Genomic DNA, 16,407 nt, shown 5'->3' with positions numbered 1-16,407 from the left:
GGGAGCGCGAGAGCGTGTGTCACTTCGCGGGCGAGGTCTCGTCGACCCAGAGGTCTTCGACGTTCTGATGGGTCAGCTCCGTCGCGTTGAGCTGAATTCCCTTCAGCCACGGCTGCACCGCCATGACCGCCTTGTTGTAGTTGAAGAACCAGACCGGCGCCTCTTCGTAGAGGAGCGCATTGGCCTTTTGCAGCAGCTGGGTACGCTTCGCAGCGTCATCGGACTGCCCGGCCTCGTCGACCAGCTTGTCGAACTCGGCATTTTTGAAGTTCATGTAGTTGCAGGCGGATTGCGGCGTCGATGAGTGGAAGCATTTGAGGGCGGCCTGGGGATCGGGTCCGGTCGCCTGGGAGTAGATGAAGGCTTGGTAGTCGCCGCTGCGAACCACTTCCGCCAACACCGCGGTCTCGACCTGCTTGACCTTCGCCTTGATGCCCACCCTGTCCAGCATGGGGATCACGGCCGAGACGATCGGCAAGCCCCAGCTCTCGTTCTGGCTGGTGGTCCATTCGAATTCGAAGCCTGAGGGATAGCCGGCGTCGGCGAGCAGCTGCTTGGCCTTGGCGGGATCGAAGGCGTAGGGCTTCATGGTTTTGTCGTAGAGAGGAGAGGTCAGCGGCAGCCAGCTGGTGGCGCGATAGGCCTTGCCCTTGACCAGCTTGTTGATGATCAGGTCGGTGTCGATCGCGTAATTGATCGCCTGCCGGACCCGCTTGTCGGCGAACGGCTTGAACGCGGGATTCATCCCCATGTAGCGGGTGAAGACCTCGGCGACTTCGACCACGGCGCCCTTGAGGTCGGCGTCGTTCTGATAGGCGACATATTGCGCCGGCCCCAGTACCGAGGTGTCGATCTCCTTGTTGCGGAAGGCGACATCGCGTGCCGCGGCCTCGCCCATGACCGACACGATGATCTTGTCGGCGTAGGGCTTGCCGGGCTTGTAGAACCGGTCCCACCGCTCCAGAACGATGCGCGATCCCGGCACGTGCTCGACGAATTTGAAGGGCCCAAGACCGATCGGCTTCTGGAGAAAGCTCTCCTTGGCGGCTTCGTCGGCGGGATAGATCGACGTGATCGCATTCCAGAAGTAGAAACCCGGATCGACTTTCTCGGTCAGCTTCATCTCGATCGTGAAGTCATCGATTTTCTTCAGGCCCGAGATCTCCTTGGCCTGGCCCTTCTCGACCGCCGCCGCGCCCTCGATCACGCGGACATAGCGCGCGCCGGGATAAGCCTTGGTGCCGTCCATGATGCGGTTGTAGGTCCAGATGACGTCGTCGGCCGTCATCTTGCGACCGTTGTGGAAATAGGCGTCGTCGCGCAGCTTGAAGGTGTGAACGAGACCTCCGCCCGAGACGACGTCTTCCTTGGCGAGCTCCAGGACCGGCTTGCCTTCGGCGGAATTCCAAATGTAGAGCGACCGGTGCAGCGCCTTTGCGTAGATCTCGTCCTGGGCGCGCTGCGTCGTATGAATGTCCAAGCTTGTAAAGCTCGACCCATAAGGCGCGGTCATGCGGATGGTTCCGCCCTTGCGCGGGGTCTGGGCCTCCGCCGTGGCGGCCAGTGCCAGCCCCAGACCCGCGACGATCGCCACTATCCTGAACATCATGGTCCCTCCGACAACGCAAGCCGTGCTCCGGTCCGGGAGTTGACCATCCACGGCAGGTCGAGCGCAAGCGCCTTGAAGGGGTTGACGTATGCGAGCGTCGCGCGCGGGCACCGCCGATTTGTGCGGAAGCCGGCTAGAACTCCGGCTGCCAATCGCGCAATTTTCGCGCTGCAGCGGTGACGTCCGCCATGGTCGGAAACGCCCCCGTCTCCAACATCATCATCCTTGCCAGCCTCACGGCGCGTGCTTCGCTGATCGCGCGCCGGCGCGGATCCTCGATCAGCTCGAAGTCGATGTTGTGAGCGAGGCCGAAGATACGGCGGATGGTTTTTGCCGCGGCGAAGCCGATCGTGTCCGCGAACAGCCGCTGCATGTAGGCCTGCCGCTCGGCCTCCAGGCGTGCTGCGCCTTTGTCGCCGGCAAAGAGTGAGGCGGGATAGGCATCGCCTGCGGCGCCAGCGCTCCACAGGTCGAGGAACTTGCGGGCGAACGCGTCCCAGACCTGCTCGACCGTCTCCAGCACCCAGCCCTCGAACGCACGCCGTTCGCCCGACGAGCGTTCGTGGCCGGCGGAGGCAAAATAGGCCATCAGGAGGTTGGCCAGCACGGCGCCGACATCGAAACCCATCGGGCCGTAGAATGCGAATTCGGGGTCGATCACCCGCGTCTCGCCGTCCGTCACCATGATCGAGCCGGTGTGAAGGTCGCCGTGGACCAGCGCCTCGGGGCTCGCCATGAACTTCAGCTTCAGCCGGGAGATCGCGACATGCAGGTCCATATCCTCTCGCAGCTCTGCGGCGAGCGCATCGAGATACGGCGTGGTCCAGCGGTTCTGCTCGGCGATGCGGTAGGGATCGGTGAAGATCAGATCCTCGGTGATCTTGCACAGCGCATGGTTGCCGGCGAAGGCCGCGATGCCTTGCTTCTTCTCGGCCGCCGACAGCGCGAGGTCGGAGGTGAAGAACAGGGTCCGCGCCATGAAGGTGGTGATGTCATCGACAAAGCGCGGATATTGCGAGCCCGCAACCATCCCCTTGCGCATGATGATGTGGGGCTCGAGCAGCTCCATCACCGTCAGCGCCAAGGCCTCATTGTGATGCAGCAGCGCCGGCACGAGGCCGGGCGCGAGCTCGGCCTGCCGCGACAGGGCAAGATATTCGTAGTGAGCCCGGGACAGCGGCAGCGGCCAGCTCGCGCCGACGAGGCGGACATAGGGCAGCGCCTGCTTCACGGCGACGCCGCCCTGGCCGCCTTTTACGATGAAGACGAGATTGAGATTGCCGTCGCCGACTTCGGTGATCGACCAGGAGGCCGGCTCGCTCCCGAGAAGCGCCTTGAGGTCTGCAACGCTTGCGAGATAATCCCGCAACGCCGCCTCATGCAGAATCCGGTAGTCCCCCTGCCCCTGCGTCATGACGATCCCATCCCATGCTTGGCATGGCCGGATCGTTACTCCCGCTCCAGGAAGCTCGAGCCGATCTCGGCCTTTCTTTTGATCGGATCGTAATCACAATAGACGCTGTCCGCCACCAGCGTGTAGCTGGCGCTGACGGTGTATTTGTCCGTTTTGACCGAGTTCAGGCCGATCACCGAGGTGCTCTTGCCGCCGTTCCACTTGAACGGCGTCGAGCTCTTGGCCTGCTCGCAGGCGATCACGGCCTCGTTGAAGACGTAGCCCTCGACGAACGCCTTCAGGGTGCGCACCTGCACGGCCATCTTCCACTCGAAATAGCCGATGGCACCGAGGCCGGCGACGATCAGCACCAGAAGCGCCACGACGATCCTCTGAAAAGTCATTGGTCCCCCAACAAAGCCAATCAAAAATTCTTAAAACGGCATGCCCATCAATTTCGACAGGCGCTCGATCGACAAATAGCCGGCGTGATAGGCGACCATGGCGATCCCATAGATGATCGCGGAGATGATGGTGGTCCAGATCAGCTTGCCTCCCATCCGCGTCAGGATCGGCGCGCCGGGGTCGCTGCCCGGCACTCCGACACCGTCCTCGTGCTGGCTGCGCACGCCGAACGGCAGCGTCAGGAACAGCGCGACCCACCAGATGACGAAATAAATTGCGATTGCGGTTGAGATCTGGATGGCCATGGCTTCGGCCTATGCCTGCTCGATTTCGACCAGCGCGCCGGAAAAGTCCTTCGGGTGCAGGAATAGCACCGGCTTGCCGTGGGCGCCGATCTTCGGCACGCCGTCGCCGAGCACCCTTGCGCCCTCCTTCACCAGCGTATCGCGCGAGGCGATGATGTCGACCACCTCGTAGCAGACGTGATGGATGCCGCCGTCGGCGTTGCGGTCGAGGAACTTTGCGATCGGCGAGGCCTCGCCGAGCGGCTCGATGAATTCGATCTTGGTGTTGGGCAGCGTCGCGAACACGGTGGTGACGCCGTGCTCGGGCAGCGCGACGGCCTCAGATATCTGGGCCCCGAATGCGGCGCCATAGATTTTGGCGGCCTTGACGGCGTCCTTGGTCGCGATCGCGACATGGTTGAGCCGGCCCAGCATGTTTCTTCTCCCCTAGGGCATGATCCGGAAAAGTGTGAAGCGGTTTTCCAGAAAGATCATGCCCAAATTAGACTGTCAGCACATGTACCAGACAGGGGGGCTTCTTACCCCAATGTTCGTTGATCACGGAGCGGACAGCGCGTCGCACCGACTCCGCCAGCGCATCCGCGTCGCGACGGCGCGCCTTCGGCAGGCCTTCGATGGTGGAGACCACGGCGTCGAAGACGATGTCGTCGAAGGGCTCGCCCGCTTTGTTCTTCTCAGGGATACCGATCAGATCGACCTCGGGATCGTCGACGAGTTCGCCTTGCTGCGTCATGGCGATGGCGACGAAGGCGCAGCCGGAGAAGGCCATGCGGCGCCGCTCGACCACTGCGCGGGACTTGGAGTCCTCCAGAATCGTGCCGTCCTTGTAGAGGCGGCCCGCAGGCACCTGCCCAATGATGCCGGGATCGCCGGGGCCGAGCTTGACGAGATCGCCGTTGCGGCAGACCAGCACGCGCGGCACGCCGGCGGCACGCGCGAGCTTGGCGTGCTCATTGAGGTGCAGGGCCTCGCCATGGACGGGGATCAGGAGCTGCGGCCGGGTCCAGGCGATCATGTCGCGCAATTCGTCGCGGCGGGGATGGCCGGAGACATGGACCAGCTGGTCGCGGTCGGTGATGACCTCCACCCCCTGCAGAACCAGGCCATTGATGATCGCGCCGACCGCCTTCTCGTTGCCGGGAATGGTGCGTGAGGAGAAGATCACGCTGTCGCCGCGGTTGAGCGTGATCTCGGGATGGTCGTCATTGGCGATGCGCGCCAGCGCGGCACGCGGCTCGCCCTGGCTGCCGGTGCAGAGCGCCAGCACCTTGTCCTGCGGCAGATGACCGTAGACGTCCGGGGAGCGGAAACTCTGCACGCCATCGAGATAGCCGGTCTCGCGCGCGACCTGCACGACGCGTTCCATGGCGCGGCCGACCACGACGACCTCACGGTCGGCGGCCTTCGCGGCGATGGCGACGGCCTTGAGGCGCGCGACGTTGGAGGCAAAGGTCGTGACCGCAACGCGGCCCTTGGCGGCCTTGACGAGCTCGGTGATGGACCTGGCAACCTCGGCTTCCGAGGGTGAGCGGCCGTCGCGCACGGCGTTGGTGGAATCGCCGATCAGGGCGAGCAGACCCGCATCGCCGAGCTCCCGCAGCCGCTTTTCGTCGGTGGGGCGGCCGATGATCGGAGTCGGATCGATCTTCCAGTCGCCGGTGTGCAGCACCGTGCCGACTTCGGTGTGAATCGCCAGCGCATGCGACTCCGGAATCGAATGCGCGACCGGGATGAACTCGACATTGAACGGACCGATATCGACGCGCCCGCCCGACGGCACCACCGTCACCGGGATCTTCGGCGCATTGCGCTCGGCGGCGCACTTGGCCTCGAACAGCGCCGCGCTGAACTGCGTCGCGTAGATCGGGCATTTCAGCTTCGGCCACAGGTCGATGATCGCACCGAAATGGTCCTCATGGGCGTGGGTCAGCACCAGCCCCATCAGGTTCTTCCGTTCCTTCTCCAGGAAGCTGACGTCCGGCATGATCAGGTCGATGCCCGGCAGATGCTCCTCGTCGCCGAAGGAGACGCCGAGATCGATTGCCAGCCAGGCACGCTGCTGGCGGTTGCCGAGGCCGTAGATCGACAAATTCATGCCGATCTCGCCGACGCCGCCGAGCGGTGCAAATACCAGTTCCTCAGGCTTCGCCATCACGCAGCTCCCACGGAGGCGGCCGTGCCGAAGAACACCTCGCCCGCGGCCACCGGCACGCGCCGGCCCTCCGCGGTGCGGACGATCAGGCAGCCGGTGTCGTCGATCGTGTCAAAAATGCCTTCCAGCGTCATCACTCCCGTGTGGATCGCGACCCGCTCGCCGAGGCCGGCGGCGCGCTCCAGCCACAACCTGCGAATTTCGGCAAAGCCGCGGCCATTGTCCCAGATACCGCGGAATTCCACCCACGCGTCCGAGAGCGCCGAGAACAGCTCTTCCGCACTGATCTGGACGCCGAGCGCGGCGAGCGACACCGCCGGCGTCGGCGTGCCCTCGGGCGCGGCGACGACATTGGTGCCGATGCCGACGACGATGGCAAGGCGGTCGCCAATGGCTTCGGCCTCCAGACCGATACCGACCAGCTTCTTGCCGCCGGCCAGCACGTCGTTCGGCCATTTCAGGGCGTAGTGGGGACGGCCCTCACCGAGGCGCAGTGCCGCCTCCAGGCTGACCTTCTCCAGGGCGGCCTCCTCGGCCAGCCCGGCCGCAAAGCCGATCGTCGCGGCCACGGAAGGCGCGACATCAACGACTTCGAGGACGCTGGCGGCAAGGTTACCCTTTGGTGCGATCCAGGCGCGCTGACGGCGGCCACGACCGGCGGTCTGCTCCGACGTCACGAACCACATCGGGCCGCGTTCGCCGCGCCTCGCGTGCTCGATCGCCTCGGTGTTGGTCGAGCCGGTCCGTTCGAAAGCTGCGAGCTTGTAGCCCGCCGACGCCGCACGAGGACCGAGCGCGAATGCCATCCTAGAACAGCGACTTTGCCGCGGCGGAGGCGACGCTCACCACCGGGCCAGCGAACAGTGCGAAGAGGATGTTGAACAGGCCCGCGACCGCCAGCACCGTCTTGACTTCGACGCGCACCGGATCGACCTGCCCGGCCGGCTCGTCGAAATACATCGTCTTGACGATGCTGAGATAGTAGTAGGCGCCGACCACGCTGGTCAGCACGCCGATGACGGCGAGCGTGAACAAATTCGCCTTGATGGCGGCGACGAAGACGTACCATTTGGCGAAGAAGCCGGCGAGCGGCGGGATTCCGGCGAGCGAGAACAGCAGCATCGCGAACATAAAGGCGAGCAGCGGATTGGTCCGCGAGAGACCTGCGAAATCGCTGATCTGCTCGACCGGCTGGCCGTTGCGCTTCATCGCAAGGATGATGGCGAAGGAGCCCAGCGTCATCGCGACATAGATCACGATGTACATCAAGACGCCCTGCGCGCCCTCGACCGTGCCCGCCGCGAGGCCGACCAGGGCAAACCCCATATGGCCGATCGAGGAATAGGCCATCAGGCGCTTGATGTTGCTCTGGCCGATCGCGGCGAACGAACCCAGCGCCATCGAGGCGATCGACACGAACACCAGGATCTGCTGCCACTGCGAGACGATGCCGGGGAATGCGGTCAGCGTGACGCGGGTGAAGACCGCGAGCGCGGCCACTTTCGGCGCCGAGGCGAAGAAGGCTGTCACGGGCGTCGGTGCGCCCTCGTAGACGTCAGGCGTCCACATGTGGAACGGCACGGCCGAGACCTTGAAGCAGAGGCCGGCGAGCAGGAACACGAGACCGAACACCAGGCCGACATTCGAGATCGTCGCGGCCGCCGCGATGCCGGTGAAGCTGACCGTACCGGTGAAGCCGTAGATCAGCGAGGAGCCGTAGAGCAGCATGCCCGACGACAGCGCGCCGAGCACGAAGTACTTCAGGCCGGCTTCGGTCGACTTGGCGTTGTCACGGTTCGAGGCCGCCACGACGTAGAGCGCGAGCGACATCAATTCGAGGCCGAGATAGAGCGAGATCAGATCGCCGGCCGAGATCAGCACCATCATGCCGAGGGTCGAGAGCAGCACCAGGATCGCGTATTCGAAGATACGGCGCGACGGATCCGAGAGGAACTCGGTCGACAGCACCAGCGTCACCGCCGAACCGATCAGGGCCAGGATCTTCATAAAGCGGGCAAAATCATCGACGATGAAGCTGCCGCCGAAGGTCACGTGCTTGCCCGCGGGCAGCATGTATTCGAGCGCGCCGACCACGATCAGGAGCAGCACCGCAAGCGTCGTGACCGTCTTGGTGGTCTCCTGCCCGCGATAGGCGCCGAGCATCAGGAGTGCCATGGCTCCCACCGCGAGCACGAGCTCGGGCAGCACCGGCGCCAGTTGATAACCTGCAGTCTCAAAGCTCATGGCGATATCCTGACCTGCCCGCTCACTTGAGCAGTGCGGCGGCCTTCACGGCCGTCACAGCGGTGTTGTAATTGTTGACGAGTTGCTGGACCGAGGCCGCCGACATGTCGAGCACCGGCTTCGGATAGATGCCGAACAGGATCGTCAGCGCGATCAGCGGGAACAGCGTCAGGCCCTCGCGGAAGGTGAGATCCTTCATGCTCGCCAGCGACGGCTTGACCAGCGCCCCGAACACCACCTTGCGGTAGAGCCACAGCGCATAGCAGGCCGACAGGATCACGCCGAAGGTGGCGAAGAACGCGGTCGGGATCGAGACCTTGAAGGTGCCGAGCAGCGTCATGAATTCGCCGACAAAGCCGGAGGTGCCGGGCAGACCGACATTGGCCATGGTGAAGACCATGAAGGTCAGCGCGTAGAGCGGCATCCGGTTGACGAGACCGCCATAGGCCGCGATCTCGCGGGTGTGCATGCGGTCGTAGACGATGCCGACGCAGAGGAAGAGCGCGCCGGAGACGATGCCGTGCGAGATCATCTGGAACACGCCGCCGGCGACGCCCTGCATGGTGCCGGCGAAGATGCCCATGGTGACGAAGCCCATATGCGCCACCGAGGAGTACGCAATCAGCTTCTTCATGTCCTCCTGCATCAGCGCCACCAGGGAGGTGTAGATGATGGCAATGGCGGAGAGCGTGAACATCAGCGGCGCGAAGTCGTGCGAGGCCAGCGGGAACATCGGCAGCGAGAACCGCAGGAAGCCGTAGCCGCCCATCTTCAGCATGATCGCAGCCAGGACCACCGAGCCGGCGGTCGGCGCCTCGACGTGGGCGTCGGGGAGCCAGGTGTGCACCGGCCACATCGGCATCTTCACCGCGAACGAGGCGAAGAAGGCAAGCCACGCCCACGTCTGCAGCGAGCGCGGCACGGCGGTGTGCATCAGGGTCGGAATGTCCGTGGTGCCGCCGTTCCAGTACAGCGCCATGATGGCGAGCAGCATCAGCACCGAGCCGAGCAGCGTGTAGAGGAAGAACTTGAAGGACGCATAGACCCGGCGCGGACCGCCCCAGACGCCGATGATCAGGAACATCGGGATCAGGCCGCCTTCGAAGAATAGGTAGAACAGCACGAGATCGAGCGCCGAAAAGGTACCGATCATCAGCGTTTCCAGGATCAGGAACGCCATCATGTATTCGCGAACGCGGTTGGTGATCGCCTTCCAGCTCGCGATGATGCAGAACGGCATGATGGCGGTGGTCAGGATCACCAGCGGCAGCGAAATGCCGTCCACGCCCATGTGGTAGGTGATGCCGGTGGCGAGCCAGTTCGCCTTCTCGACGAACTGGAAGTCGGGGTTCGACGCATCGAACCGCATGACCAGGATCACCGACACCGCGAAGGTGATCAGCGTGGTCCACAGCGCGATCCAGCGCGAGTTGCGCCGGGATGCCTCGTCATCGCCGCGGCTGAGATAGACGATCAGCGCGCCGACCAGCGGCAGGAACGTCGTGACGGATAGAATTGGCCAGGTCGTCATTTACTGGCCTCCAAAGCCGAACATGAACCAGGTGATCAGGCCGGCGGCACCGATCAGCATGGCGAACGCGTAGTGGTAGAGATAGCCGGTCTGGATCTTCACGACGTTGCGGGTGACGTCCAGCACCCGGGCCGAGACGCCGTCGGGGCCGAGCCCGTCGATGATGAAGCCGTCGCCCTTCTTCCAGAGCTGGTAGCCGATCCACTTCGCCGGACGGACGAAGATGATGTCGTAGAGCTCGTCGAAGTACCATTTGTTGAGCAGGAACTTGTACAGCATCGGCTGCGTGTTCGCGAGCTCGACCGGCAGATAGGGCCGGCGGATGTAGAACAGGTACGACACCAGGAAGCCCAGCACCATCATCACCGTCGGCAGGAAGGCGATGGTCTCGGGGATGTGGTGCATCTCCTCGATGATGTGCGGGTTCATCTTCACGGATTCGCGGAAGAACTCCTCGATGCCGTGACCGGCGAACAGCTCCTTGAACGGGAAGCCGGCCAGGATGGAGCCGACCGCGAGCACACCGATCGGGATCAGCATCCAGATCGGCGCTTCATGCGCAGCCTCGTAGTGGTGATCGTCATGCGGCTCGCCGTGGAAGGTCTTGAAGATCAGGCGCCACGAGTAGAACGAGGTCAGGCCGGCCGCGATGACCGTCATCAGGAAGCCGTACATCGCGAACGGATTGTGCGAGGCGTAGGCGGACTCGATGATCGCGTCCTTGGAGAAATAGCCGGCGGTCAGCGGGAAGCCGGTGAGCGCGAGCGTGCCGACCACCATCACCGCATAGGTGTAGGGGATCTTGCGCCAGAGGCCGCCCATGTTGCGGATGTCCTGCTCGTGATGCATCGCGTAGATCACCGAGCCGGAGCCCAGGAACAACAGCGCCTTGAAGAAGGCGTGCGTGAACAAATGGAACATGCCGACCGAATAGGCCCCTGCTCCCATCGCCACGAACATGTAGCCGAGCTGCGAACAGGTCGAGTAGGCGACGATGCGCTTGATGTCGTTCTGGACGAGGCCGATGGTCGCCGCGAAGAACGCCGTGGTGGCGCCGAAGAACATCACGACGGCCTGCGCGTTCGGCGCGAGCTCGAACAGCGGCGACAGGCGCGCCACCATGAAGACCCCGGCCGTGACCATGGTCGCGGCGTGGATCAGCGCCGACACCGGGGTCGGGCCTTCCATCGCGTCCGGCAACCAGGTGTGCAGCAGGAACTGCGCCGATTTGCCCATCGCGCCCATGAACAGCAACAGGCAGGTCAGGGTCAGCGCGTCGGCGTGCCAGCCGAGGAAGTCGATGGTCTTGCCGGTGAGGCCGGGTGCAGCGTGGAAGATGGTCTCGAAATCGGTCGAGCCGGCCAGCAGGAAGATCGCGAAGATGCCGAGCGCGAAGCCGAAATCGCCGACGCGATTGACCACGAAGGCCTTGATGGCGGCGGCGTTCGCCGACGGCTTCTGGTACCAGAAGCCGATCAGGAGGTAGCTCGCCAGACCCACGCCTTCCCAGCCGAAGAACAGCTGCACGAGGTTGTCCGCGGTCACCAGCATCAGCATGGCGAAGGTGAACAGCGACAGATAGCCGAAGAAGCGCGGCCGGTTCGGGTCCTCGTCCATGTAGCCGATAGAATAGAGGTGCACGAGCGAGGACACGGTGGTCACGACCACCAGCATCACGGCGGTGAGCGTGTCGACCCGCAGCGTCCAGTAGACCTGAAGATCGCCGGAGAGGATCCACGGCAGCAGCGGAATGCGCATGTCGTGGTGCATGAAGCCGACATCGACCAGCGTCATCCAGGACAGCGCCGCCGACACGAACAGCAACGCCGTGGTGATCAGCTCGGCGCCGCGCGAGCCCGCCGCGGGCGGCTCGGAGACGTGGTGGTCGTCGTGGCCGTCGCCGGGCTCGTGATGGGTCTCGTGGATGACCGACGCATCCTCGGTGATGGTGTCGGACGCATGGGCGTGCGCGCCATGGCCGTGATCATCGTGATGCTCGACCGTGTCGCCCGAGGGGTTGCGGGCATGCGCGCCGAACAGCGCGATCAAGCCGGCCAGAATTGCGCCCAGCAGAGGCAGAAAGACGATTGCCTGGACCATGATTTAATCTTTCCGCATGATCTGGTCGGAAAACCGGTATCCACTTTTCCGGATCATGCGATCAGCCCTTCATCAGATTGACGTCCTCAACCGCGATCGAGCCGCGGTTGCGGAAATAGACCACCAGGATGGCGAGACCGATCGCGGCTTCAGCGGCCGCGACGGTGAGCACCAGGAGTGCGAAGACCTGCCCGACGATGTCGCCGAGGAAGGTCGAGAACGCCACGAGGTTGATGTTGACCGCGAGCAGGATCAGCTCGATCGACATCAGGATGACGATGATGTTCTTGCGGTTCAGGAAGATGCCGAGGATCCCGAGCGTGAACAGGATCGCGCCGACCGCAAGATAGTGTCCGAGCCCGATCGTCATTTCACCCACTCCGCCGCGTCAGAGTCCTGGAGCCCCTGCCCCGGCGTCACCTTGCGGATCGCCATCGCTATTTCGGGCGTGCGCGCGTTCTGAACGTTGATGTCCTGCCGCTTGACGCTCGCCTTGTGCCGCAGCGTCAGCACGATGGCGCCGATCATGGCGACCAGCAGCACCATGCCCGAGAGCTGGAAGTAGTGGATGTACTTGGTATAGAGCACCAGGCCCAGCGCCTCGGTATTGGAGACGTTGGTCGGGATCGCCGCCGTGATCGTCTTGGCGACGCCGGGGTTGATGACCCAGAAGCCGACGGTGAGCAACAGCTCGAACAGGAAGATGCCGCCGATCACGAGGCCGACCGGGAGGTACTCGATAAAGCCCTCGCGCAGCTCGAGGAAGTCGACGTCGAGCATCATGATCACGAACAGGAACAGCACCGCGACGGCGCCGACATAGACGACGATCAGGATCATCGCCAGGAACTCGGCGCCCATCAGCACGAACAGGCCGGAGGCGTTGACGAAGGCCAGGATCAGGTACAGCACGGAGTGCACGGGATTGCGCGAGACAATCACCATCACCGCCGAGGCGACGCAGACGCCGGCGAACAGATAGAAGAACAGCGCGGGAAGGATCATGCTCTCATCTCACCGGTACGGCGCGTCGAGTTCGATCGCTTTCGCGATCTCGCGTTCCCAGCGATCGCCGTTGGCGAGCAGCTTGGCCTTGTCATAGAACAGTTCCTCGCGGGTCTCGGTCGCGAACTCGAAGTTCGGACCTTCGACGATGGCATCGACCGGACAGGCTTCCTGGCAGAGGCCGCAATAGATGCACTTCACCATGTCGATGTCGTAGCGCACAGTGCGGCGGGTGCCGTCGTTGCGGCGCGGGCCGGCCTCGATGGTGATGGCCTGCGCCGGGCAAACCGCTTCGCACAGCTTGCAGGCGATGCAGCGCTCTTCGCCGTTCGGATAGCGGCGCAGCGCATGCTCGCCGCGGAAGCGCGGCGAGATCGGGCCCTTCTCGAAGGGATAGTTCAGCGTCGGCTTCGGCTGGAAGAAATAGCGCATGGCGAGGAAGAACGCCGAGACGAATTCCGACAACAGGAGCGAACGTGCAGTGGCGTTGATGTTGATACCCATGACGGCCCTCACTTCGGCGCGATGTCGGCGAAGTGCAGCACGCCGGCCACTACGATCACCATCGCCAGCGACAGCGGCAGGAAGACCTTCCAGCCGAGGCGCATCAGTTGATCGTAGCGGTAGCGCGGCACGATCGCCTTGGCCATCGCGAACAGGAAGAACATGAAGAACAGCTTTAGCGAGAACCAGATGATCCCCGGCACCCAGTTGAAGGGCGGCAGGTCCACCGGCGGCAGCCAGCCTCCCAGGAACAGGATCGTCGCCATCGCGCACATCGTGGCAATCGCGACATACTCGCCGAGCATGAACAGAAGATACGGCGTCGAGCCGTACTCGACCATGAAGCCGGCGACGAGCTCGGATTCCGCTTCGACCAGGTCGAATGGCGGACGGTTGGTTTCCGCCAGCGCCGAGACGTAGAAGATCACGAACATCGGGAACAGCGGCCAGACGTACCAGTTCAGGATGGTGAGCTGCGGCAACCCGATCAGGCTGGCGAGACCCCGGACGTGCTGCGCCTCGACTACGGCCGAGAGGTTCAGCGTGCCGGCGCAGAGCAGCACCGTGATGATGACGAAGCCGATCGAGACCTCGTAGGACACCATCTGCGCCGCGGAGCGCAGCGCAGCCAGGAACGGATATTTCGAGTTCGACGACCAGCCGGCCATGATGATGCCGTAGATCGACAGCGACGAGATCGCAAAGATGAAGAGAACGCCGACATTGATGTCGGAGATCACCCAGCCGAGATTGGTCGGGATCACCGCCCAGGCGGCGAGCGCGAGCACGCACGAGACCAAGGGAGCCAGGAGGAACACGCCCTTGTTGGCGCCGGACGGGATGATCGGCTCCTTCAGCACGAACTTCAGGAGGTCGGCGAAGGATTGCAGCAGACCCCAGGGCCCTACCACGTTCGGGCCGCGGCGGATCTGCACCGCCGCCCAGATCTTGCGGTCGGCGAGCAGGATGTAGGCGATCGCCACCAGCAGGACGACCAGCACCAGGACGCTCTCCGCGATCATGATGATCAGCGGCCAGAGGAACCCGGTCCAGAATGCGCTTTCGAAGAATTCCATCAGCTCACTCCGCTGCGGTCAGCATCTGCCCGGAGGCAAGCCGCGAACACTCCGCCATGACGGCGGACGCACGCGCGATTGGGTTGGTCAAATAGAAGTCCTCGACAAGCGGTTTGAACGGAGCCTTCTCCGTCGTGCCACCCTTCCCCGCGAGCTTCTTGATCTGGTCGGCCGAGCCGGCCTCGATCTGGTCGAGACGGATCAAATGCGGCACAGCCTTGAAGACCGCCTGGCGCAGGGCCGAGAGCGAGTCATAGCCGAGCTTCTTGCCGAGCGCCTCCGACAGCGCGCGGACGATCGCCCAGTCCTCGCGGGCCTCGCCCGGCGGGAATGCGGCCCGTCCGGTCATCTGCACGCGGCCTTCGGTGTTGACGTAGATCGCGGACTTCTCGGTATAGGCGGCTGCCGGCAGGATCACGTCGGCGCGGTGAGCGCCGCGGTCGCCGTGGGTGCCGATATAGACGACGAAGGTGCCGTCCGATGGCTTGATCTCGTCCGCGCCGAGCAGGAACAGCAGATCGAGCGTCCCGAACGTCGTCATCTGCGCTGCGTTCAGCCCGCCCTGACCGGCGACAAAGCCGATGTCGAGCGCGCCGACGCGCGAGGCGCTCTCATGCAGCACGCCAAACCCGTTCCAGCCGTCCTTCACCGCGCCGACATCAAGCGCGAGCTTGGCGGCGGCTGCGAGAATCGCAGCGCCGTCGTGGCGCGAGGCCGCGCCCGCACCAACCAGGATGATGGGGTTCTTGGCGTTCTTCAGCACGTCCATGAAGGAGTGCTTGCCGGCCGCGAGCTCACCGAGCGTATCGGTGCCTGCGCCGAGATGGTCATAATCGTAGGTCAGGTCGGGCTTGGCGCCGATCACGCCGACCTTGAAACCGCCGGCGCGCCAGCGCTTGCGGATGCGGGCGTTGAACACGGCCGCCTCTTTCCGCGGATTGGCGCCGATGATGAGCAGCGCATCGGCCTGCTCGACGCCGGCGAGCGTCGGATTGAAGATGTAGGAGCCGCGGCCGAGCGCGGGATCGAAGGCGTCGCCGCCCTGCACCGCCAGATTGGCCGAGCCGTATTTCGCCAGCAGATCCTTCAGCGCGAACATCTCTTCGACGCCGGCGAGGTCGCCCGCGATCGCGCCGATCCGCTTGCCGTCGGTGCGCGCCGCCTTGGAGGCGATCGCGGCAAAGGCCTCCGGCCAGCTCGCCGCGCGCAGCTTGCCGGCTTCGCGGATATAGGGCCGGTCGAGGCGCTGGGTGCGCAGGCCGTCGACGACGTGACGGGTCTTGTCCGAGATCCACTCCTCGTTCACGGCCTCGTTGATGCGCGGCAGGATACGCATCACTTCGCGGCCGCGCGTGTCGACGCGGATCGCGGAGCCCACGCCGTCCATCACGTCGATCGACTGGGTCTTGCCGAGCTCCCATGGGCGCGCGGCGAAGGCGTAGGGCTTCGAGGTCAGCGCGCCGACCGGGCAGATGTCGACCAGATTGCCCTGGAGTTCCGAGGTCAGCGCGTGCTCGAGATAGGTCGTGATCTCCATGTCCTCGCCGCGGCCGGTCGCGCCCATTTCGGGAGCGCCGGCCACTTCCGCCGAGAAGCGGACGCAGCGGGTGCACTGGATGCAGCGGTTCATCGATGCCTTGACCAGCGCGCCGAGATATTTGTCCTCGACCGCGCGCTTGTTCTCGGCGAAGCGGCTGGTGTCGACACCATAGCCCATCGCCTGGTCCTGGAGGTCGCACTCGCCGCCCTGATCGCAGATCGGGCAATCCAGCGGATGGTTGATGAGAAGGAATTCCATCACGCCTTCGCGCGCCTTCTTCACCATCGGCGAACGGGTGGAGATTTCCGGCGGCTCGCCCTTGGGACCCGGACGGCAATCGCGCACGCCCCAGGCGCAGCTCGCGACCGGCTTCGGGCCGCCCTTCACCTCGACGAGGCACATCCGGCAATTGCCGGCGATCGACAGCCGCTCGTGATAGCAGAAACGCGGGATCTCGGCGCCGGCCGCCTCGCACGCCTGAAGCAGCGTGTATTCGGCGGGGACATCGATCTCTTTACCGTCGATGATGAGCTTGGTCATTGT

At 64.2% G+C, this 16,407-nt stretch carries 15 protein-coding genes; all 15 read right to left on the bottom strand.

Translation table 11 applies throughout. From position 1 onward, the window contains the following. Window positions 1-19 precede the first annotated feature (19 nt). Window positions 20-1,609, bottom strand: coding sequence for an ABC transporter substrate-binding protein (locus tag AC0L27_RS20115; RefSeq protein ID WP_354209875.1), 1,590 nt, complete (start codon window positions 1,607-1,609; stop codon window positions 20-22). A 133-nt stretch (window positions 1,610-1,742) separates the two neighbouring features. Further along, window positions 1,743-3,023, bottom strand: a complete 1,281-nt coding sequence (gene mtnK / locus AC0L27_RS20110) for an S-methyl-5-thioribose kinase (RefSeq protein ID WP_354209876.1) — start codon at window positions 3,021-3,023, stop codon at window positions 1,743-1,745. A gap of 35 nt (window positions 3,024-3,058) precedes the next feature. Further along, the gene (locus AC0L27_RS20105; protein ID WP_275171304.1) at window positions 3,059-3,406 is read right to left on the bottom strand and encodes a hypothetical protein; all 348 of its coding nucleotides are present in this window, start codon (window positions 3,404-3,406) and stop codon (window positions 3,059-3,061) included. A gap of 30 nt (window positions 3,407-3,436) precedes the next feature. Continuing rightward, window positions 3,437-3,712 carry a DUF1467 family protein gene (locus AC0L27_RS20100; protein ID WP_275171305.1) on the bottom strand — a complete coding sequence of 92 codons (276 nt, stop codon included), beginning with the start codon at window positions 3,710-3,712 and terminating at the stop codon, window positions 3,437-3,439. 9 nt (window positions 3,713-3,721) lie between these two features. After that, window positions 3,722-4,126 (bottom strand): methylmalonyl-CoA epimerase, encoded by a 405-nt coding sequence (gene mce / locus AC0L27_RS20095; RefSeq protein WP_007603572.1) that lies wholly within the window; start codon window positions 4,124-4,126, stop codon window positions 3,722-3,724. A 67-nt stretch (window positions 4,127-4,193) separates the two neighbouring features. After that, window positions 4,194-5,864 carry a ribonuclease J gene (locus AC0L27_RS20090; protein ID WP_354209877.1) on the bottom strand — a complete coding sequence of 557 codons (1,671 nt, stop codon included), beginning with the start codon at window positions 5,862-5,864 and terminating at the stop codon, window positions 4,194-4,196. Beyond that, window positions 5,864-6,670 (bottom strand): biotin--[acetyl-CoA-carboxylase] ligase, encoded by an 807-nt coding sequence (locus tag AC0L27_RS20085; RefSeq protein ID WP_354209878.1) that lies wholly within the window; start codon window positions 6,668-6,670, stop codon window positions 5,864-5,866. The genes AC0L27_RS20090 and AC0L27_RS20085 overlap by 1 nt, the downstream gene beginning before the upstream one ends. Before the next feature lies 1 nt (window position 6,671). Further along, window positions 6,672-8,108 (bottom strand): NADH-quinone oxidoreductase subunit NuoN, encoded by a 1,437-nt coding sequence (nuoN, locus tag AC0L27_RS20080; RefSeq protein ID WP_354209879.1) that lies wholly within the window; start codon window positions 8,106-8,108, stop codon window positions 6,672-6,674. A 22-nt stretch (window positions 8,109-8,130) separates the two neighbouring features. After that, entirely contained in the window at window positions 8,131-9,639 is a 1,509-nt protein-coding gene (locus AC0L27_RS20075) for an NADH-quinone oxidoreductase subunit M (RefSeq protein WP_354209880.1), read from the bottom strand. After that, window positions 9,640-11,739, bottom strand: a complete 2,100-nt coding sequence (nuoL, locus tag AC0L27_RS20070) for an NADH-quinone oxidoreductase subunit L (protein WP_354209881.1) — start codon at window positions 11,737-11,739, stop codon at window positions 9,640-9,642. Between the two features lie 61 nt (window positions 11,740-11,800). After that, the gene (gene nuoK / locus AC0L27_RS20065; protein ID WP_015685769.1) at window positions 11,801-12,109 is read right to left on the bottom strand and encodes an NADH-quinone oxidoreductase subunit NuoK; all 309 of its coding nucleotides are present in this window, start codon (window positions 12,107-12,109) and stop codon (window positions 11,801-11,803) included. Next, window positions 12,106-12,744 carry an NADH-quinone oxidoreductase subunit J gene (locus AC0L27_RS20060; protein WP_007603557.1) on the bottom strand — a complete coding sequence of 213 codons (639 nt, stop codon included), beginning with the start codon at window positions 12,742-12,744 and terminating at the stop codon, window positions 12,106-12,108. Before AC0L27_RS20060 ends, nuoK begins: the two co-directional genes overlap by 4 nt. Window positions 12,745-12,753: 9 nt before the next feature. Next, window positions 12,754-13,242: an NADH-quinone oxidoreductase subunit NuoI gene (nuoI, locus tag AC0L27_RS20055; RefSeq protein WP_026232873.1), complete on the bottom strand. Its 489-nt coding sequence runs from the start codon at window positions 13,240-13,242 to the stop codon at window positions 12,754-12,756. A 14-nt stretch (window positions 13,243-13,256) separates the two neighbouring features. Further along, window positions 13,257-14,324 carry an NADH-quinone oxidoreductase subunit NuoH gene (gene nuoH / locus AC0L27_RS20050; protein ID WP_106944955.1) on the bottom strand — a complete coding sequence of 356 codons (1,068 nt, stop codon included), beginning with the start codon at window positions 14,322-14,324 and terminating at the stop codon, window positions 13,257-13,259. A gap of 4 nt (window positions 14,325-14,328) precedes the next feature. Further along, complete coding sequence (nuoG, locus tag AC0L27_RS20045) at window positions 14,329-16,404, bottom strand: NADH-quinone oxidoreductase subunit NuoG (RefSeq protein ID WP_473320105.1); 2,076 nt, start codon at window positions 16,402-16,404, stop codon at window positions 14,329-14,331. Window positions 16,405-16,407 lie beyond the last annotated feature (3 nt).

It is taken from the genome of Bradyrhizobium sp. Ken51 (genome assembly GCF_055807435.1).
This window is presented reverse-complemented; position numbering and strand designations above follow the sequence as displayed.